We start from the raw sequence: 19124 nt of genomic DNA on the forward strand, positions 1-19124 counted from the left end.
CGGGGGGGGGGGGGGGGGGGGGGCCGGGCGCCGCCCCCCCCCCCCGCGGGGGCCCCCCCCCCCCCCCCCCCCCCCCGGGCGCGGGGGGGGGGGGGGGGGGGGGCCCCCCCCCCCCCCCGCCGCCTCGCGGCGGCCGGGCACCACGTCGCTCTGTGCTACCGGCGCGACCACGCCGCCGCCAGCGCCGTCCTGGCCGACCTGCACGCCACCGGCCGGCAGGCCATCGCGGTGTGCGCCGACACCACCGACCCCGCCCAGGTCGACGACTTGTTCGCCGCCGCCGCGCAGCTCGGCCCGCTCACCGGTCTGGTCAACAACGCCGGCGTCACCAGCCCCATCGGGCCCTTCACCGAGCTGCGCGTCGACGACCTGCGCCGGGTCGTCGACGTCAACCTCATCGGCTACGTCCTCTGCGCCCAGCAGGCCGCCCGCCGGATGACCGACGGCGGCGCCATCGTCAACGTGTCCTCGGCCGCCGCCACCCTCGGCAGCCCGGGAGAGTACGTGCACTACGCCGCGGTCAAGGCCGCCACCGACACCCTGACCGTCGGCCTGGCCAAGGAGCTCGCCCCGCGGCGCATCCGGGTCAACGCCGTCGCGCCCGGCATCGTGCGCACCGACATCCACGCCGACTCCGGCGTACCCGACCGCGCCGACACCGCCGCCGGCCGCATCCCGCTCGGCCGCGCCGGGGAACCCGACGAGATCGCGGCCGCCATCGCCTGGCTGCTCGGCCCGGACGCGTCGTACGCCACCGGCACCGTGCTGCGCGTCTCCGGCGGTCTCTGAACCGACCTGGGGTGGGTGCCGCGTCAGCGCGGCACCACCCGAGGGTCAGTGGGTGAACAGCTTCGCTGCCGTGATCACCGTCTGCGCCACTCCGTAGCCGAGCAGCGCCGCCACCACCAACCAGGAGATCCACAACCGGGCCTGCTGCCCGTGCCGGCCGTCGTCGCTCATCGCGTGCCACTCCTCTCCGCCGCCACCGGCGCCGTACCCTCGTCCGCGTCCCCACCGGTGGGCGGCTCGTGGAACCGCTGCGGCACCGGCCGGATCAGCAGGTTCGCCACGAAGCCCACCGCCAGCACACCCACCATCGTGAACAGCGCGGGCCGGTACGCCGCCGCCGTCAACGTGCCCGGCTCACCCTCGGCGTCGAGGAACCCGTTGACGATCAGCGGGCCGGCGATCCCCGCCGCCGACCAGGCGGTCAGCAGCCGGCCGTGGATCGCGCCCACCTGGAACGTGCCGAACAGGTCCCGCAGGTACGCCGGCACCGTGGCGAACCCGCCGCCGTAGAACGACAGGATCACGCACGCCAGCAGGACGAACAGAGCCGTGGCGGTCTGCCCGACCAGGGCCAGTAGCGCGTACAGCACCATGCCCACACCCAGGTACACCAGGTAGATCGGCTTACGCCCGATCACGTCCGAGGTGGACGACCACACGAATCGGCCGGCCATGTTGAACAGCGACAGCAGTCCGACAAATCCGCCGGCCGCCGCCACCGTCACCGCCGAGGTGCCGTTGTCCCGGAAAAAGTCCTGGATCATCGGGCTGGCCTGTTCCAGGATCCCGATGCCCGCCGTCACGTTGCAGAACAGCACCACCCACAGCAGCCAGAACGACCGGGTCTTCACCGCGTTCGCCGCCGACACGTTCGCCGTGGTGACCAGCGGCTTCGCCGCCACCGTCGCCGGGTCGAACCCGGCGGGACGCCAGTCCGGCGCGGGCACCCGCACGTTCGCCACCCCGAACATCATGATCACGAAGTAGCCCAGGCCGAGCGTCACGAACAGCCACACCAGTGCGCTGCCCGACGCGGTCGATCCTGCGTTGGCCGGGTCGTAGCCCGGGTCGTAGAACGACAGCAACTGCCGGGACAGGGGAGAGGCCACCATCGCCCCACCGCCGAACCCCATGATCGCCAGCCCGGTGGCCAGGCCCGGCCGGTCCGGGAACCACTTGATCAACGTGGAGACGGGGGAGATGTACCCGATCCCCAGACCGATGCCGCCGAGCAGTCCGTACCCCAGGTACAGCAGCCACAGTTGCTTCGTGGCGATGCCCAGCGAGCCCACCAGGAAGCCCGTCGCCCAGAAGCAGGCGGAGACGAACATCGCCTTACGCGGCCCGTTCGCCTCCACCCAGGTCCCGGCGATCGCGGCGGACAACCCCAGCATCACGATCGCGATGCTGAAGATCACCCCGATGGCGGTCTGACTGGCATCGAAGTGGGCAATCAGCGAGTTCTTGTACACGCTGGTCGCGTAGACCTGGCCGATGCAGAGGTGGATGGCCAACGCCGCAGGGGGGATGAGCCATCGGCTGTAACCGGGCGGCGCGACGGTGTGCCGACGATCGAGCGCGGAAAGCATCAGCTGCTTCCTCTCCGAAGCGGGCGAGAAACGTCCTCACCACTTGCCCACACATCGCGGAGCTGGCAAACCTCACGATCGCCGGACGGTCGGTCCGGTGAGCTGAGCGGTCCAGCCGCCCCGCGCGGCGCTACCCCGCGCTGCAGCATCCGCCTTTCGGATGGCCCGGGACGACGATCGGCCAGATCCATGTGCGACGGTCCGTTGACGGCGGCTAGGAAGAACGGATGGCCAACGAGGTGACCGTTCCGCTGCTGCCCTGCGCGTCCATCGACGACATCGTCGCGTTCTACGAGGTGCTCGGTTTCCGAACCACGCATCGGCAACGCAAGCCCAACCCGTACGTGGCCCTGCGGCGTGAGGACCTGCATCTGCACTTCTTCGAGATGCCCGGGTTCGATCCGGAGCAGTCCTACGGTTCGTGCCTGGTGCTGACGTCGGACACGGGTGAGCTGTACCAGGCATTCGCGGCGGGAATGCGGGCCGCCTACGGCAAGGTGCTGATCTCCGGAACCCCGCGAATGACCCGGCCCCGGGCACGGAAGAACCACGACGGGTTGAGCGGGTTCAGCGTCATCGACCCGGGAGGCAACTGGATCCGCGTCGTTCAGAACGCGGCTGTCAGCCCCACACCGTCGCCCGTGCCGGCTGGACGGCTCGCCAAAGCCTTGGCGAACGCTGTCGTGCAGGGGGATTCCAGGGGTGACTTCCAGCAGGCCGCCCGAATCCTCGACAGTGCGTTGGCGCGTGTCGAGACCGGCGACGACCCGGTCGCGCTGGTGGAGGTCCTCGCCTATCGCGCCGAAGTGGCGATGGTGCTGAACGAGCCGGCGACGGCGGCGACAATGCTGGCCCGCGTCGACCGGGTCGCGCTGAACACGGAGGAAACCGAGCGGGCGACGGGGGCACTGCAGAGCTCGGCCGACATCGCGGCAGCACTGGCCTAGCGCCTCAGGCGGCGGTCGCCCAAGGCCGCCGCCAACCGCTCTCGGCGCGCCGAGAACGGTTGACCAGCCGTCAGGCTGCCGGCGTGGGACCGGCGAGGTGGGCCATGATCTTGCCGAGCTGGTCGGCATAGGTGTCGAGGAATTCCTGCGAGTCGGCGGGCAGTCTGGTCACCCGGCGGACGACCTTGGGCAGCACCGTCGGTGCGAGCGTCGCCGCGAACAGCATGAGCAGCACGTAGGCCGGGTCGAGGCCGGCCGCGAGCTCGCCGGCTTCCTGGCGGCGACGTACGTCGTCGACCATCGCCGTGAAGTAGGCCTGTGCTTCCTGCTCGCCTTCCGGACGGTGCTGCGCACGGTCAACGCGATTCCGCCGGTACGCCGCCGGTTCGCCGCACAACTCGGCCGGTGAGTCCCGACCCGAGCGGCGTGACAAGCGGTTACGCGACGAGCAGGAGCACGCTGATCGCCAGCATCACCACGGCGGTGGCCCCGTGGATGCCGTAAACGGCCGCCTTGGGCCCGTTGCTGCGCAGCACGATCAGCGCGTCGCCGACGGGGATGACGGTGGCGGCCAGCATGAACCAACCCAACAGGTGGGGTGTCGCTCCAGCCAGCAGGATGAAGATGAAGAGCCCCGAGGCAATGTCTCGCACGGCCTTGACGGTCAGCCAGGCCTGGAAGTTCCGATCCTCGGTCGGCGTGCCGGGGATGCCAAAGCCTGCCGCGGCCTGCGGCGCCCAGAAGGCGCGCGCGCCGATGAAGATGATGCCCGCGCCGATCAGTCCGGCGAGCACGCTGGCGACGTTGGTGAGCATGGGTTGGGTCCCCTCCCGACGGCAGTGCCGCAGCGATTCCTAGCGGCACTAGTAGTGGTAGCGACGATAACCCTAGCCTCGACAGCATGTCTAGTGCTGCTAGGATGTTGTCATGTCCGCCATCAACGAGCGCCGTGAGCGTGAACGCGCCCAGCGCCATGAGCTGATCGTCACGGCCGCGCGCGAACTCGCGGAAGCCGAAGGCTGGGAGGCGGTGACGACGCGCCGGCTGGCTGAACGCGTCGAGTACAGCCAGCCGGTGCTGTACAGCCACTTCAACGGCAAGGACGCCATCGTGAGCGCCGTCGCCATCGACGGCTTCAGCGAACTCGCCGCCCACCTGCGCCGCGCGCGGCAGGCCGCCCCCGAGCCGGGGCAGGCCCTGCGTGCCGTCTGCCGCGCCTACCTGGAGTTCGCGACCGAACGACCGGCCCTGTACCAGGCCATGTTCGTCCTGCCCACTGACTTGAAGTTCGCGAGCGCCGAGACACTGCCCCCGCTACGGGCCGCTTTCGACGAGTTCGTCAGCTGCTTCCGCCCGGACAACGAGCGACGCGAACTATTCGCCGAAGTCATCTGGAGCGCGTTGCACGGCATGGCTGTCCTGTCCGACAGCGGCCGCATCCCCCCGGCCGGCCAGGAAGAACGGCTCGATTTCCTCGTCACTCAGATCGCCGACACCCCGAACGGGGGCAATTGAAAGGCCAGGGATCTGAGCCGAGGCGTTAGCTGGCCGCGTCCGCCACCATGCCCGGCACGGTCACCGCAGGTGTGGGGCGTGCCAGCCGCCGGCGAGCGCGTCGGCGTCCACCGGACCCCACGTGCCCTTGTCGTACGTCTGCACCTCCGCCGGCAGATCCAGGATCGGTCCGACGACGCGCCACTCCTGCTGGATCGTCTCCTCGCGGGCGAACCGCAGGTGCTGCCCGTCCATCGCGTCGTCGAGCAGGCGCTCGTACGCCTCCTGCCGGTGCCCGAGTGCCGCGCCGAAGTCCACGGACAGGTCAACCGGACGGCTGGCCACCTCGGCGCCCGGGCTCTTCGCCTGGATCGACATGGTGATGCCGTCGCCGCGGCCGAGCCGGAACCGCAGTAGGTTCGCGGGTGCCACGGCGCCGCCCTCGGCCGGGATGAGGGACCGCTGCGGCTGCTTGAACTCGACCACGACCTCGGTCGCCGTCCCGGGCAGGGACTTGCCGGTCCGCAGGTAGAAGGGCACTCCCGCCCAGCGGGGGGAGTTGACCGTCAACCGGGTGGCGACGAACGTCTCCGTGTTCGAGTCCGGCCGTACGCCCGGCTCGTCCCGGTAGCCGGCGTATTGACCCCGCACGGTGGACTCCGGCGACAGCGGCTCGATCTGCCGCAGCACCGCGACCTCCGCCTCGCGGAACGCGTCGGTGTCGTCGGCGACCGGCGCTTCCATCGCGATCAGCGCGACGACCTGCAGGATGTGGTTCTGCAGCACGTCGCGGGTGGCACCCACGGTGTCGTAGAAGCCCGCGCGGCCCTGGGTGCCGAAGCCCTCGGCGAGGGTGACCTGAATGTTGTCGATGTGCTCGCTGTTCCACAGCGGCTCGAACAGCCGGTTGGCGAACCGGAAGGCGTAGAGGCCTTCGACGGCTTCCTTGCCGAGGTAGTGGTCGATGCGGAACACGCGCTCCGGGTCGAAGGCCGCGCGCAGCGTGCGGTCCAGCTCGTGGGAGGACTCCAGGTCGCGCCCGAACGGCTTTTCCACGATGACCCGGCCGCGCTCGGCCAGACCGACCGCCGCCAGGCCCTCGACGACGGAGCCGAACACCGCTGGGGGGATCGCCAGGTAGAAGATCGGACGTGCGGCGCCCTGCAGGCGGGCGGCCAGCCGCTGGTACGTGCTGGGGTCGGCGTAGTCGCCGGAGATCATCGAGAGGTTGCGCGCCAACGCGTCGAACGTCTCGTCGTCGACCTCGTCGTTGGCCTCGGCGACCGACTTGCGGGCGGTGGTGACGAGCTGCTGGTCATCCCAGGGGGAGCGGGCCACGCCGATCACGGGGACGTCGAGGCGGTCGCGCCTGGTCAATTCGTACAGCGCCGGAAACAGCTTCTTTGAGACGAGGTCTCCCGTGACGCCGAACAGCACTACCGCGTCTGAGCGCACGTGCATGGTTCTTCCATCCGATTGAGTGAACCTGATCTTCCAACCGGAGAACCTCCCGGCCCACGCTCGAATTCCCCCCGAGCAACCCGCGTGAGGACGGCGACAGGGCCCCGGTGGGCGCGGCCGTCCAGGCGAACACAATAAGGAAGGTTTACAGTTCCGGCGTACCCCGGGTAGCGTGCGAATCGGATCGATCACCACCGATAGCCACGAAGGCCTGGAGGTATCCGTGCGTCGCCGACACACCATGACGCGGCTGCTGGTCATAGCCGCACTCGGACTGCCGTTCATCCTTCCGGGAGCCCCGGCCGTCGCCGCCCCGACCACCCCACCCCGGCAGCTGACCGACGTGGTCCCCGCACCCGTGGAGACCCGCCCCGACACCCGCGGCACCTTCCGGATCAGCCCGCTGACCGTCATCCTCACCGCGCCCGGCTCGCTCGCCGCCTGGCAGGCAGGACGGCAACTCGCCGAAACCCTGCGCCCCGCCACCGGCTACCCGCTGCCCGTGCTGCCCGTACGTTCGACTCCGCTGCCCGAGATCGCCCTGGTCGTCGGGGGCGCGGACGCACGGATCGGTCCGGAGGGCTACCAACTCGACGTGACCCGCCGCGGCGTGACGATCCGGGCCAACACCGCGGCCGGGCTGTTCGCCGGCACGCAGACGCTGCGTCAACTGCTACCCGCCCAGATCGAAGCACCCGACCGGCAGCGGGTCACCTGGACGGTGCCCGGCGGACGGATCGTGGACTACCCCCGCTTCGCGTACCGCGGAGCGATGCTCGACGTGGCCCGGCACTTCCACACCGTCGACGAGATCACCGCGTACGTGGACCTGCTCAGCCAGTACAAAATCAACTACCTGCACCTGCACCTGACCGACGACCAGGGCTGGCGGATCCAGATCGACTCCTGGCCCCGGCTCACCACGGTCGGCGGCGGGCCGGGCACCGGAGTCGACGGCGTCGGCCCCGGGTTCCTCACCAAGGCCGACTACAAGGCCGTGGTCGCGTACGCCGCCGCCCGCCACATCACGATCGTTCCCGAGATCGACATGCCCGGGCACACCAACGCCGCCCAGTCGACCTACCCCGAACTCAACTGCGACGGCGTCGCACCGGCCCCGCGTACCGACACGGCGGTCGGCTACAGCTCGCTGTGCATCAACGACGACCTGACCTACCGGTTCGTCGAAGACGTCATCCGCGAGCTTGCCGAGATCACGCCCGGCCCGTTCCTGCACATCGGCGGCGACGAGGCGCACGCGACCACCGACGAGGACTACCGCACCTTCATGAACCGGGTCCTCCCACTGGTCGCCAAGTACGGCAAGCGCGCCTCCGGGTGGAACGAAGTCGCGCAGGCCGACCCGCCGACCGACGTCGTCGCGCAGTTCTGGGGCACCGGCACCACCAACGCCGACCTGGCCGAGGCCGCCGCCCGGGGCAACAAGGTGGTCATGTCGCCGGCGAGCAAGTCCTACCTGGACATGAAGTACGACGCCAACACCCGCCTCGGGCTGCGCTGGGCCGGCTACATCGAGGTGTCCGACGCGTACGGCTGGGATCCGGCCACCCGGGTCACCGGCGTCGGCGAGGACGCGATCCTCGGCGTCGAGGCGCCGCTGTGGTCCGAGACGCTGCGCACCCTGGACGACATCGAGTACATGGCCTTCCCACGCCTGCCCGCGATCGCCGAACTCGGCTGGTCCACGGCGGCCAGCCACAACTGGGAGTCGTTCCGGACGCGACTGGGGGAGCAGGCGCCCCGCTGGCGGCTGCAGGAGGTCGACTTCTACCCGTCCCCGCAGGTGCCCTGGCTCTGACCGGATGGGCGTGCGCGGGGGTCCGGCCCGGGCGCCCGCGCACGCCCACCCACATCCGGGGCGGCGCCGATGACGAACACGCTCGCTAGGATCCCGACATGAGCCTGGCGGTTGACGAGTCAGCGGGAGCCGGACCGGCAGTCGTCTGCCTTCCCATGTTCAGCACGACGCGCGCCGCCACGGCCGCAGCCTTCGGCCCGGCGTTCGCGGGCGCCGGCCTGCGAGAGGTGTACGTGGATCTGCCGGGCCACGGAGACTCCCCAGTGACCTGCCAGCCCGCCTCCCAGGCCGTGTTGGACACCGTATGCGCCTGGCTCGACCGCCACGTCGACGCGCCGGTCCTGCTCGCAGGTGCGTCCTACGGCGCCTACCTGGCCGCCGGGATAGCGCGCCAGCGGCCCGAGCTTGTCCGCGGTCTCCTCCTCGTCTGCCCGGGTGTCACCATCGCGCCAGCAAGCCGGACCCTGCCCGAGCTCGATCCACCCGCCGCGCCCCCGGGCTGGCTCGACGCCGCCCCCACCGGACTGCGGGCACACCTCGACGTGGCGCTGGGTCACCGCACGCCGGCTGTCGTCGCGACGGTGCTCGCGGCACTGGAGTCCGGCGGCCCCGGCGACGAGAAGTTCCAGGAAGAACTCCGCGCGGGCACCGACTACGCCCTTCCCGACGAGGACGCCGACATCGCCTTCGACGGTCCGGTCAGCGTCATCACCGGCCGACAGGACGGCATCGTCGGGTACGCCGACCAGTTCCACGCCATGCGCCACTATCCCCGCGGCACCTTCACCGCGATCGACGCGGCCGGGCACTACCTCCCGTTCGAACAACCCACGCTGCTGCGGTCACTCACCCAGGACTGGCTGCACCGAACCCGCACATGAGGACAGCCCGTCGGTCACGCGGGCTCCGGATTCAGCTCGGATCCCGTCTGCAGACAGATCAGCGCCGTCGGGGTGCAGACCTCCCAAGGCTCGTCGACGGCGACCTCCTCACCCGGGCGGTCGAGGGCGTCGCCGATCAGGTCCTCGATCGGCGGGTACGGGTTCCTGCCGTCCCGCCACGGGCGCGGCGTCAGCACCGGGATCTGCGACGTCTCCAGGTACCTCCCGACCGCATGCTCGTAGCCGGCACGCACCGGCACCGTCACCCGGGCGGCACCGGCCTGCAGGAACGCCTCATGAACAAGGTCCGAGCTGGTCCGGGTACGCAGCGTCGCCCACCGCTCCCGGCCGGCCCACTGGTACGGGTAGAACAGGTAGACCATGTTCTCCCAGTCGAAGAGGTCCTCACCGAACTGGATCTGGTCCGCCTCCGCGGTGATCTCAAGACGGTTGATGCGCGGGGCTTCGTCAGCCGGGAAGGTCAGACTGCCGAACTGGTCGAACTCGTGGCCGAAGAGCACACTCTGGCAGGCCCGCTTCAACTCCAACTGTTCGACCCGCCGGTTCATCTCCGACGGCTGCTCGGACCGGTACACCGCGCGGGCCAGCCGCAGCCGCTGGTCGTTGTCGTAGGCCGCCAACTGCGTCAGATAGCTGGCCCGGATCGCCTCGTACGCCCGCAGCCGCCAGGCCTCGTACGCGGCGGTGGTGCGTTCGCAACGCACCCGCACCACCACCGTGAGACCACCACGCTGATCGGCGCTGATCCCGACGGGCAGCGGCCCGGGAAGCACCTGGTCGAGCGGGACGTGCATCTGGCCGTCACCGCCGTCGTTGCTGCTGACCCGCTTCTCACCGATCGCGATCTGCACAGCCTGCGGCGGGCTGCCCTCCTCCGCGGTGTACTCGCCGTCCACCAGCCCCCAGGTGGTGGTCACGTACGCCTCGGTGGCCTCGTAGCCGGACGGCACCATAACCTCACCGACGTACGAGCTGTAACCCCACTCCGGCTGCGACTTGTCAGTGGAGTTCTGGGCGTAGTCGAACGGCCGCGCCGGCGGGTCGGCGAACGTGACGGTGGCCGACACCTCCGGCTCGGGCGGTGGCTCGACGCCGACCACATCCCAGCGCGCCGCCTTCTCGGCGTAGTTCTCCTCATTGAGGTCGGCGACGTCGAGGAACCAACCGGCCGGCTTCGCGACCGCACCCTCGTCGCTGCTCTGCTGCGCCAGGTGGACCAGCACGGCGGCCGGCTCAGGCACGATGAACTGGAGCAGCAGCCGTTCCCCGTAGTTGTAAACCTGAGCCTGGTCGACCTTCGTGAGCCAGCGGTAGACGCCGGTGATGTTCGCCAACCCGTCGGCGTTGTCGAACCGGTGATCGTTGGTCTCGGTCACCCGGGTCGTGCTGGTGATGGCGCGGCGCTCGGAAACCTCGCTGCGCAGCAGCTCGGAAGCCCGCTCGGTGAGGGTCTTGGAGTACGAAACGGCCGAACTCATGCTGCTCGCGGTGGTCGTGGACCGGTCGGCGTTGATGTCGACGCCGGCCTGAACCGGGCCGAAACCGCCCGAGACGCTGACCCCCAACGACATCGAGGTGCTCTGGGTGGCAGCGGTGGTCAGCGCCCGGTCGAGGCTGTTCTGCTCCGTGGTCTCCAGCTCCTGGGTGGTCTCGGCGATCGACTGCGTCGACGTGGTGACCGACTCCCGGGTGCTGGTGTCGACCACGTGGGTGCGACCGCGTACCTCGCTGGCCAGCACATTCTCGACGTGCGAGATCTCGCCGAACTCGTAGCGCAGATGCACGGTCCGGATGACCATGAGGTCGCCGCGGCCGACGACCCGCGCCTGCGCGCTCAGCACCGGAACCCGTGGCGGAACGTACTCAATGTCGTCACCGACGACGACGGGCCCGCTCTCGACCAGCCGCCCCGGATCCATCGCCTCAGCCCGCCGGTCCGCACGACGGCGGGCAGCCTCGCGTTCGGTGTCGAACAGCTTGCGCAGGGCGCGCAGCGTGGCGGTGGCCGGCACGCCCAGTTCGGTGGCGGCGCGGGACGCCGCCTCGATGGCCGGGACGAGGTCGGCGAAGCCGGCCGCCTGGACGTCGGCGAGTGTCGGATCCGGATTACCGGTGACGCGTGCCCGGGCAAGCAGACGACCGGCGTGAACGGCCAGGTCTCCGAAGTGCTGGGCGTAGCCGACGTCGGCGTCGAACTGCGGCGCCGGCTTCGGTGCCGGCGGCAACTCCAGGTCGCGGCCACCGATCAGCGAGCGGACCAGGCAAACGTCCTCGGCGTCGCTGCCAGCGAGACGGATCAGGGTGATGCCGCGCAGCAGCCGCAGGAGGACGGTCGACGCCACGCCGCGCGGCCGACCCAGGAACCGGCCGAGGGCGGTCATGTCCACGGTCCAGCGCGTGAGGGCGGCTGTCGGACCGCGCAGCTGTTCCTCGGTCACCTGCCGCTCGGCCGCCCACCCGGTGATGACCTGACGCAGCTTCCCGACGGTGAGGCTGGAGTCGACGGCGGCCCGCCGCAACAGGGCCAGAGCCAACCGACCGAGGTCCTCGATCGCGTCGTCCTGCTCCTTCCTCCGGGCGTCGTACAGTGCCCAGGCCTGCTCGACGTCGCGGCTGGCCAGCGCATTCCTGACCGGCGGTGACCAGTCGTCGCGGAAGTCGAGGACGGGTCCGATGACCTTCGGTCCAGTGGAGCAGGCGCCGTCCTCAGCACCCGCGGGGTCACCCGCCCGGCGCAACTGCACGAAACGGAGCGTGGCCTCTGGTGTTGCCGGCATGGCCGATCCTCCAGTCAGAGTTGGGGCAGGCGCAGCGCGGTCGGCATGCCGTACCGGTCGACCTGGCTGTTGAGTCGTCGCACGAGCTCGTTCCAGGCCCCGGCCGCCTCGGGTGTCGAGGCCAGCGCCCGCTGCCACTCGTCGTCCCGCAGCGCGGCCATCAGCTCGGCCAGGGTCCGCTGGTCGAACGCGATGACCGGCTCGGTCACCCGGGCGATGTCGGTCAGGGGAAACGGCTCCGCGGTCGCGCCGTACGTGGACGTGTAGTCCTGCGCGCGCGCCGCATAGTCGTAGTCGGCCTCTTCCGCGACGGTCGGGACCACGCGGTTACCCCAGCGGTCCAGCCGGGTCATGCCGCCCATCATGCGTCCGGCGTAGAGGTCGGTCAGCGCGTGATCCCGTGGGGAGAGCAGGTGCAGATTGGCCGGCTCGCTCGCCCCGGTCAGCATCGACAGCCGGCTGCTCCACAGATCCTCGTCGAGCTTCTTCCGCAACGTCCGAACCCAGCGCTGCATCTCCTTGATGAACCGCTGAGGCCTCGCGTGTTCCCACTCGTAGACACGGATGGCCACGTTCCGCGCCGACGGAAGCCGCATGGCCGTCTCGAACAACTCATCGCGGGACAGCCGGTAGTACGGATCACGGCCGTAGCGGCTGCGCACGTCCAGCGGACCCCCGCGCGGCGCGGTCGCGCTACGACCATGGTGATCCCACAACCGCTGCAGCTCGGCGTCGTCGCCGGTCAGGATCCGCTCGTCCTCCAACCGCGCCGCGAGCTCCCAACGCGCCTGCGTGACCGTCCGGGCGCTGGGCGGCCCCGTCTCGAACGAGAAACGGTAGATCGGGGCGTCCCCGGTGGAGATCATGTGGGCGATCTGCACCTCGGACATCAGCAGGTCGGGGTCGTAGTCCCAGGCGTGCAACTCGTCCGAGCTCCGCACCTGCAGCTCCCGGAACAGCTCCGGACCCCGCGCGGTCAACGGGATCTCCCGGTCCCACACCCGCGACGCCAGCACCGTGCCGATCGAGCGGTTGCCCCGGCCGGTGACCACCGCGCCGTACGCCGGGTAGCGCAGGCCCGGGCTGACCGGAGCGTTCATCGGTATGACGTTCAGATCGTCGGGCAACTCGACGTGAAAACCCTCGTGGTAGCGGTAGGACCCATAGGACACCCCGCCGTCGAACGGCGTCGACACCGTCCGGAAATCGGCGTACGCCCGCCGCAGGGCATCGACGTAGCGCGCCGGATCCGACGTACGCAGCAGCGTCGCGGACGCCTCCCCGAGCAGCGCGTCGACCACACCGGACAGCAGCGACCCCTGACCTGCGGCGGCCAGGAACCCCTCCATCGACATGCCCGGGAAGTCCCGGCGCGCCGCCTCGAAGGCATGCTGCAGAAAACCGGACCGAAAACAGACCCCGGACCGGTCGATCAGCTGCTCGGGATCGCGCAGGAACGCAGGCGACGGGACGTCCGGCCGCAGGAGCGCCCGGGCCTGGGGAGTCATGCGCTGCAACTGGCCCAGCAGTGCGAGCCGCTCCGGTACGGACAGGCCGGCGTTGGCCGGCACCCGCGTCATGGCTGGTCCTCGACGCGTTCGACCAGCGAACGGGCCAACGCCGCGTCGCCGGGCACCACTGCCTCCGCCGCCTCCCGCAGACGCCGGCCGGGATCGTCGCCGAGGGTCGTGACCCGCCGGCCCGAGGCGAGCAGCGAGCCGACCGCCCGTTCGGCGACCTCGGGAAGGAGCACACCACCGAGGGTGATCGCCGCCTCCAGGCCGCCCATCGGCTCGCCGTAGAGATTCTTCCCGGTCAGCACGTACGCCGCCACGCTGCCCAGGTCACGTAGGTCGTACATGACCTGCAGGGGCGGAAACGGAACGAACTCGCCGACCGCCACGACGATGTGGACCAACTCCTCGATCGTCGCCGGCCGTGCCTCCAGGTCGGCCTCGACGCCAACCTCGCCGTCGGCGATCAGCAGCGGCACGTCGTCGACATGCGTGACGACCTTCTCGCGGTACTGGACGACACCGTCGATGTCCGAATCACCCGCCGCACCGAGGGGCAGGTCCAGGACGACCCGCACGTTCTCGGTGCGGACCACGGTCAACCGGAAGCACGGCGCGAAGGCCGCAGTCGTGTCCGGCGGTTCGGGCGACACCTCGCCGTCCACGTCCAGAAATTCGAGTCGATAGGCGAAGCGGTCCTCCGCACTCGCCGGATCGACGCGGATGCGGATCGATACGGGTGCGGCCTCCGGCAACCCGCCGAGCCACTGGACGTAGGTGTCGAGCAGGCTCATCAACATCGCGAACACGGCATCATCGACGACCTTCGCCGTCTCGACCAGCCAGTTCGGCTGCCAACTCCACGGGGTTCCCCGAGGCAGCCGGCGCGGGTCCGGCTTCATCAGCACCAGGTCGACGCCGTCCGGGCAGGTCTCCTGCACCGCCACGGGTTGCGGCTCGCCGAGTGCCCGGCCCATGGCGACGGCGTTCGCGACGATGTCCGGCTCCGCCAGCGGTACGGCACGCAACGGCGCGCCGAGCGGCGGCACCGTCATCGGATGACGGTGCCGCTCGAACTCGAAGCGCAGCGCCTGATCGCAGGTGACGGTGCCGTCACCCGGACGGTAGGCCGCCCGGACGACGCCCAGGGCGACCTCGCCCAGCAGCGGCCGCTGCTCGAACGTGACGCCCGGCGCCGCGGCGACCCGCAGCGACATCGCACTCCAGTGGAAGATCGCCGACAGGTCCGTCGCCGGGTCGGTGCCCGCCGGCGCATCGGTGATACCGAAGCCGCGCGCGGGCGCGAACGCGTACCCGAAGGGGAGTGGCTCGTACTCGACCGGCTCGCGGCCCTGGGGGAGTGTGACGGTCTCCGCCGCACCCCCGATCCTGTGTTCGACGGTCAGGTCGAAGGCGAGCGGACGCGCGGTCGGGAAATCCAGCACGGTCACGGCGGACGGGTCGAGCGGCCGGCCCAGCGAGGCGGCCGTCGCCACCTCGTAGTACCAGCCGGGCAGGTAGACGATGGAGAGGTTCGCCGGGTCGAGGTACCGCACGTGCAGCACGTTGCTCATGGCGTCGATGCACACGAACACCGGGTCGACCGGCGACCCACGGCAGATCTCCATCCAGCGCCCACCGACGTGGTCCGGAGCGTCCACCGCCAACCAGACGTCCGCCAGCAGCCCGCTCAGGTGCCGTACCGCAGCACCGGCGGCTTCCAGGTTGGCGGCGTCGCCCATGGCTGGAGGCTAGCCCGCATCGAACTTCAACACTGTCGTCGATGCGCCAGCCGTCAATCCGGACCTGGTACAAGACCCGGGGGACCCCGACCACCCGGGGGACCGCCCTGGCAAGGACGTCTATCTGTGTCTATCTGCGCCAGTGTGGTCGCCCGCAGCCCCGCATCCGCTGCGAGTCGTTTCGGCCCGGGGCGGGGGACAGGTGATCCGGCTCGTCAGCAGCCGATCCAGCGCGCCGGGCGGAGCCGGGTGCCGTTGGTGGAGCCCACGACCGTGCCGTCGTCGGCGATCGCCCAGCCGAAGATGATCAGGACGTCGGGGATGGCGCCGCGCAGCGGGACGATGCGGCCGTCGTGGTCGACCGCTCGGTCGCCGAGCACCGTGCCTCGGGCGTTGACGTCGGATGCCGGCCCCAGCGCGGGGTTGACCGCGACCGCCAGCCCGGTCCGCAGGTTCCAGCGCACCGAGGTGCTGTCCTCGTACGGGCTGCCGGCGCCGATTCTGCCGACCGCCCAGTCTCCCTGGGCTGCGAAGACAGTGGACCACCGGGCAGCGGGCGCGGTGAGCAGGACGGTCGTTCCGTCCGGGCGGCGTACCCAACCGGAGCTCAGGGAACCGCCCGAGCCTCCCGCGCTGCCGACGATGGTGCCGTCGTCGAGGATCTCCGTCGCGCCGGCGTTGGGCGGGGCGTCGATCACCTCGACGGCACCCGGCCGGTCCGCTGGCCAGAGCAGCGGCAGGGACGTCTCGGTCTCCTCGACGGCGCCGCTGCCGACGATGTCGCCGCGGGAGTTGATGCCCTGCGCCGAGGCGCCGGAGACCGTCGGCGGGATGGGTAGCCACTCCAGTTGGCCGTTGCGGTAGCGCCACGGCCGGTGGGAGTTGTCGACGAAACCGCTGCCGATGATGACGCCGTGCCGGTTGATGCTCGCGAGTTGAAGCTCCGCCTCTGTCGGGACGATGGTGAGGCGCGGCTCGTCCCAGACCAGCGGCCGGCGCGGAGGGCCGTCCCGGCGCGCCAGGCCGTCCCAGAGCAGCAGCAGCGGGTGGCGGTCGTCGTCGGTGACCCGGTAGCCGACGCCGGCGGTGAACCGACCGGTCGGGTCGACCACCCGGGCGTAACCGTTCAGATCGGCCGGCAGCGGCAGCGGTCGCAGCGCGCAGACCCGGACTTTCCTGGGGTTCGGCGCGGCCGTGACGACGTCGGGCAGCCCCAGCGTCGCGGTGAGGGCGGCGGCGGTGAGGACGGCCAGGACGCTGCTCCGAGCAATCCTGATCATCTGTGCTCCCAGGCGGTGTGTTGTGGTGTGTGCTCACCAAAGCACATCGATGTCCGTACTGGTAGTCACCGTCCCGGTTGTCATTTCTCAGTTGACCTGGGCCACGCGGATGGCTCTTGATCTGCAGTGGCCCAAGTTAGTGAGAATCCTTGAAGAGCCATGGCTCTCATTATCTCGGGCCAGGTGCAAGCTTTCTCATTTTCTCGGGCCAAGTGCGGACTTCGAGTCCAGGGCTTCGCATTGAACAGGTTTGGGCTTCTGGGGAGCAGGGCTGTCTGTGTGGCCGGAGCAAGTGTGGTGAATTGCAACGGTTGTGGCTCTTGACGGGATGAGTTCGGAAGGCTGGTGAGGGTCGCTTCGCAGTGGCGGTCGATGGCATCACGCACTACGCCACCGGCGGGTTGGGCTGCCTCCACCCGCATACGCCCCGCACGGCGGCCGGCAGCCGCAACGTCACCCTCGCCGGCTACGAGGTCTACCGCTTTCGGTGCTGATGACTACGCGACGACGTCCACGCCCGTCCGCCGCAAGACTGCGACAGAGCACGAGAGACCCGCGGGAGCGGGTCTCTCGGCGGGCGCGGGAGCCCGTGGGCGTCCTGCGAGACCACCTTGACAGTAGGTTTTACGTCACGCGCGAAGTCGTCACCGGCAGCAGCAGCCACTCGGTGACGAAGAGAGCCGCTCGTAGGGAGAGGTCAGTTTGGTCTTAGGTCCAGGGTCCAGGGTCCGGTCCGGGTGCGGGAGCGATGGTGGTCTTGATAGTCATGCTTGCGCTCCGTGCGGACGGTGAGGTGCATCGGCTGCGGGGTCGTACAGTCGCAGCACTCCGGCGGTGCCCAGGTACAGCCGGCGCAGGGTCCGCTCGCCGTCGGGGTCAGCGGGCCCGGTTGGGTGTCGCTCGTGGTTGATCCACGAGGCGAGTCCACCGTGGCTGTACCTGGAGGGGTGCGCTGGACGTCCCTTGAGGATCTCGTCGTAAAAGCGGAAGCGGTCCGCGATCTCGATCGACGTGGCCATGCGACGCCAGAACGGTGAGGAGATCACGGACAAGATCGTGACGACCTCGGGGTACTGCGCCGCGTAGCCGTAGGACAAGGGCAGGAACTCCGCGTGCTCGCGGGCGTGCAGACGCCGCATGCGCTCGTTGCGTGGGGTCAAAGCAAACGGGTTGCGCGAGCCCCAGTGTTCGATCGCGCAGGCGTCGGAGAAGTAGAAGCGCACGCGGGGGTAACCGCGGCGGCGGATGAGCCGCCGCAGCCGCACCTGCGCCTGGACAATCTCGGGCATGTCGGCCACGTCGACCTGGTCGCGTGGCTGCGAGACACCGTCGCCGACCCACAGCTGGTGACGGACACAGACGTTGTAGTCGCATCGTGCCCAGATCGTCACGGGGCCGGTGGCGCCCGCGCACCTTCGGCATGACGGATGCCGCCGGTTGGGGTAGCTGCCGACGACCTGTCCAATCATCGGCGGCGCGTAGCGGTACGGGACGCGCTGGCGGATCTCCGGCAAGGCGTAGGCCAGCCGCGGCTCGGCGAATCCGGTGACCGCCGCGAGGGACTCCGACGCGATGACTCCGCGGCGGCTGCCCTGGCGCCGCGGCGTCAGGTGGGCCGCGAGATCAGCGCGGGACAGATAGTTTCTCGCCGCGAGCCGGCCGATGTACGACTCGAGCGTCTCGTCGTGTACCGGGGCGATGCGTCTGGGCAGCCGCCGAAGCCGCGGCTGCCCCCAGCCGGCGGTTGCCGGGATCATTGTCGCGAACCGGCGCGGCGGGCGGAGGACTCGGCGGCGTGGTCAATGCGCACCGCGTCCATCGCGGCCCGCGAGATGGTCTCGGTGCCGTCGAGGATCGCGCGTATCGCCGCGGCGCGGATGAGGTGGGACAGGCTGCCGAAGAAGTCCGGTGTATGGGTGACAGTCTTGCCGTCGCGCTGCCAGATCAGGCGCAACGGCCGTGGCGCCAGCGACAGAACCGTCGGGTCGAAGTCCCACGCCATGACATGATCCCGCTGCAGCCACGATTCGTAGCCGACGTGATCCGCGGTGGTGGCGAACCACCACAACCCGGCGAAACCCTTCGAACCCCGCTTCGACCGCGTCGCGTGTATCGGGCGGGCAGCCTCGAACGGCTGCATCCAGCACTGGTCCAGCGGCTCCCTGCGGTCCTGCCCGTCGGAACAGACGAAGCTCACGTCGACCTGTCCCGCAGCCACGCACCGCTGCCGCGAAGCGGCGGCCTGCGGGCGTGACATGCCGGGCTCCGGTCCTACCGCGACCCAAGCGGCGACCGGGGATCGAGCGGCGGCACAGCGTACCTCGGAAACCGCGCTGCTACGGCCGTCCGAGACGCGGCGGCCGACCCACCGTGGCACCAGAGGGCACCGTCGTCACCGATCAACCGAATGCTCACGGCTACACCTCCCACCGTCGAGAAGCCCACCGTAACCACTGCGCCCGCGTGCTGTCATCACCGAATCGCGGTTCATGTCGGCTTGGGGGACATACAGGAGAACACGTCGGCGAACGTGATGCGGGCACCCGCGTTGGTGCTCCCGGCGGTTCTGGCGGCTGCGCGCATGTTCTCGGCGAAGCCGAGGGCCCGCATCAACAGACCGGACACGCTGGGCGAGTCGCGGGTGTCCCCGCCGTGGTGCCCAGGCAGGTACAGCTGAACATGCACAGCGTCGTGTAGACGGAAGCTGAGATAAAGCGGGCAGTTCGGCGCTCCAACCGCTCCCGAGCCGACCCGCGGCCTCACCGAGACCATGGGTAGTGTGGGTGGCCGTCGTGGCGTTCCGTAACCAG

At 70.1% G+C, this 19124-nt stretch carries 17 protein-coding genes and 1 pseudogene; 6 read left to right on the forward strand and 12 right to left on the reverse strand.

What is annotated here, in order from left to right; all coding sequences use genetic code 11:
* Positions 1-114: 114 nt before the first annotated feature.
* A pseudogene (locus tag ACFY29_RS29630) lies at positions 115-789 on the forward strand (SDR family NAD(P)-dependent oxidoreductase); the annotation flags it as partial.
* Positions 790-834: 45 nt separating this feature from the next.
* On the opposite strand, the gene ACFY29_RS29635 reads toward ACFY29_RS29630, so the two are convergent.
* Positions 835-960: a hypothetical protein gene (locus tag ACFY29_RS29635; RefSeq protein WP_328416631.1), complete on the reverse strand. Its 126-nt coding sequence runs from the start codon at positions 958-960 to the stop codon at positions 835-837.
* Positions 957-2378: an OFA family MFS transporter gene (locus ACFY29_RS29640; RefSeq protein WP_386991413.1), complete on the reverse strand. Its 1422-nt coding sequence runs from the start codon at positions 2376-2378 to the stop codon at positions 957-959. Before ACFY29_RS29640 ends, ACFY29_RS29635 begins: the two co-directional genes overlap by 4 nt.
* 227 nt (positions 2379-2605) lie before the next feature.
* Here ACFY29_RS29640 and ACFY29_RS29645 point away from each other — a divergent pair, with 227 nt between their 5' ends.
* Complete coding sequence (locus ACFY29_RS29645) at positions 2606-3325, forward strand: VOC family protein (protein ID WP_386991414.1); 720 nt, start codon at positions 2606-2608, stop codon at positions 3323-3325.
* A gap of 70 nt (positions 3326-3395) precedes the next feature.
* Here the strand turns inward: ACFY29_RS29645 and ACFY29_RS29650 are convergent, their stop codons facing one another.
* The gene (locus tag ACFY29_RS29650) at positions 3396-3758 is read right to left on the reverse strand and encodes a hypothetical protein (RefSeq protein ID WP_386991416.1); all 363 of its coding nucleotides are present in this window, start codon (positions 3756-3758) and stop codon (positions 3396-3398) included.
* Positions 3759-3762: 4 nt separating this feature from the next.
* Entirely contained in the window at positions 3763-4140 is a 378-nt protein-coding gene (locus ACFY29_RS29655) for a DUF4267 domain-containing protein (RefSeq protein WP_386991418.1), read from the reverse strand.
* A 112-nt stretch (positions 4141-4252) separates the two neighbouring features.
* Between ACFY29_RS29655 and ACFY29_RS29660 the strand changes: the two genes are divergently transcribed.
* Positions 4253-4840: a TetR/AcrR family transcriptional regulator gene (locus ACFY29_RS29660; RefSeq protein WP_328416619.1), complete on the forward strand. Its 588-nt coding sequence runs from the start codon at positions 4253-4255 to the stop codon at positions 4838-4840.
* A gap of 60 nt (positions 4841-4900) precedes the next feature.
* On the opposite strand, the gene zwf is transcribed toward ACFY29_RS29660, so the two are convergent.
* Positions 4901-6280, reverse strand: a complete 1380-nt coding sequence (gene zwf, locus ACFY29_RS29665; protein ID WP_386991420.1) for a glucose-6-phosphate dehydrogenase — start codon at positions 6278-6280, stop codon at positions 4901-4903.
* A 223-nt stretch (positions 6281-6503) separates the two neighbouring features.
* On the opposite strand from zwf, the gene ACFY29_RS29670 reads away from it, so the two are divergent.
* Both ACFY29_RS29670 and ACFY29_RS29675 read left to right on the forward strand, forming a co-directional pair.
* Positions 6504-8099, forward strand: a complete 1596-nt coding sequence (locus ACFY29_RS29670) for a beta-N-acetylhexosaminidase (RefSeq protein ID WP_386991421.1) — start codon at positions 6504-6506, stop codon at positions 8097-8099.
* A 98-nt stretch (positions 8100-8197) separates the two neighbouring features.
* Positions 8198-8980 carry an alpha/beta fold hydrolase gene (locus tag ACFY29_RS29675; protein ID WP_386991422.1) on the forward strand — a complete coding sequence of 261 codons (783 nt, stop codon included), beginning with the start codon at positions 8198-8200 and terminating at the stop codon, positions 8978-8980.
* Between the two features lie 14 nt (positions 8981-8994).
* Here the strand turns inward: ACFY29_RS29675 and ACFY29_RS29680 are convergent, their stop codons facing one another.
* The 4 genes from ACFY29_RS29680 to ACFY29_RS29695 all read right to left on the reverse strand — a co-directional run bounded on the left by ACFY29_RS29680 (position 8995) and on the right by ACFY29_RS29695 (position 16314).
* Positions 8995-11778, reverse strand: a complete 2784-nt coding sequence (locus ACFY29_RS29680) for a hypothetical protein (RefSeq protein WP_386991424.1) — start codon at positions 11776-11778, stop codon at positions 8995-8997.
* 14 nt (positions 11779-11792) lie between these two features.
* Positions 11793-13358 (reverse strand): hypothetical protein, encoded by a 1566-nt coding sequence (locus ACFY29_RS29685; RefSeq protein ID WP_386991425.1) that lies wholly within the window; start codon positions 13356-13358, stop codon positions 11793-11795.
* Positions 13355-15034 carry a hypothetical protein gene (locus ACFY29_RS29690; RefSeq protein ID WP_386991427.1) on the reverse strand — a complete coding sequence of 560 codons (1680 nt, stop codon included), beginning with the start codon at positions 15032-15034 and terminating at the stop codon, positions 13355-13357. The genes ACFY29_RS29685 and ACFY29_RS29690 overlap by 4 nt, the downstream gene beginning before the upstream one ends.
* A 215-nt stretch (positions 15035-15249) precedes the next feature.
* Positions 15250-16314: a hypothetical protein gene (locus ACFY29_RS29695; protein ID WP_386991429.1), complete on the reverse strand. Its 1065-nt coding sequence runs from the start codon at positions 16312-16314 to the stop codon at positions 15250-15252.
* 362 nt (positions 16315-16676) lie between these two features.
* On the opposite strand from ACFY29_RS29695, the gene ACFY29_RS29700 reads away from it, so the two are divergent.
* Positions 16677-16808, forward strand: coding sequence for a hypothetical protein (locus ACFY29_RS29700; protein ID WP_386991431.1), 132 nt, complete (start codon positions 16677-16679; stop codon positions 16806-16808).
* A gap of 270 nt (positions 16809-17078) precedes the next feature.
* Here the strand turns inward: ACFY29_RS29700 and ACFY29_RS29705 are convergent, their stop codons facing one another.
* The 3 genes from ACFY29_RS29705 to ACFY29_RS29715 all read right to left on the reverse strand — a co-directional run bounded on the left by ACFY29_RS29705 (position 17079) and on the right by ACFY29_RS29715 (position 18999).
* Positions 17079-18071 (reverse strand): TniQ family protein, encoded by a 993-nt coding sequence (locus ACFY29_RS29705; protein ID WP_386991433.1) that lies wholly within the window; start codon positions 18069-18071, stop codon positions 17079-17081.
* Entirely contained in the window at positions 18068-18532 is a 465-nt protein-coding gene (locus tag ACFY29_RS29710) for a hypothetical protein (protein WP_386991435.1), read from the reverse strand. The genes ACFY29_RS29705 and ACFY29_RS29710 overlap by 4 nt, the downstream gene beginning before the upstream one ends.
* A 269-nt stretch (positions 18533-18801) precedes the next feature.
* Entirely contained in the window at positions 18802-18999 is a 198-nt protein-coding gene (locus ACFY29_RS29715; RefSeq protein ID WP_386991437.1) for a hypothetical protein, read from the reverse strand.
* Between the last annotated feature and the right edge of the window lie 125 nt (positions 19000-19124).

This window comes from Micromonospora sp. NPDC000668, assembly GCF_042897975.1.
Lineage (GTDB): Bacteria > Actinomycetota > Actinomycetes > Mycobacteriales > Micromonosporaceae > Micromonospora.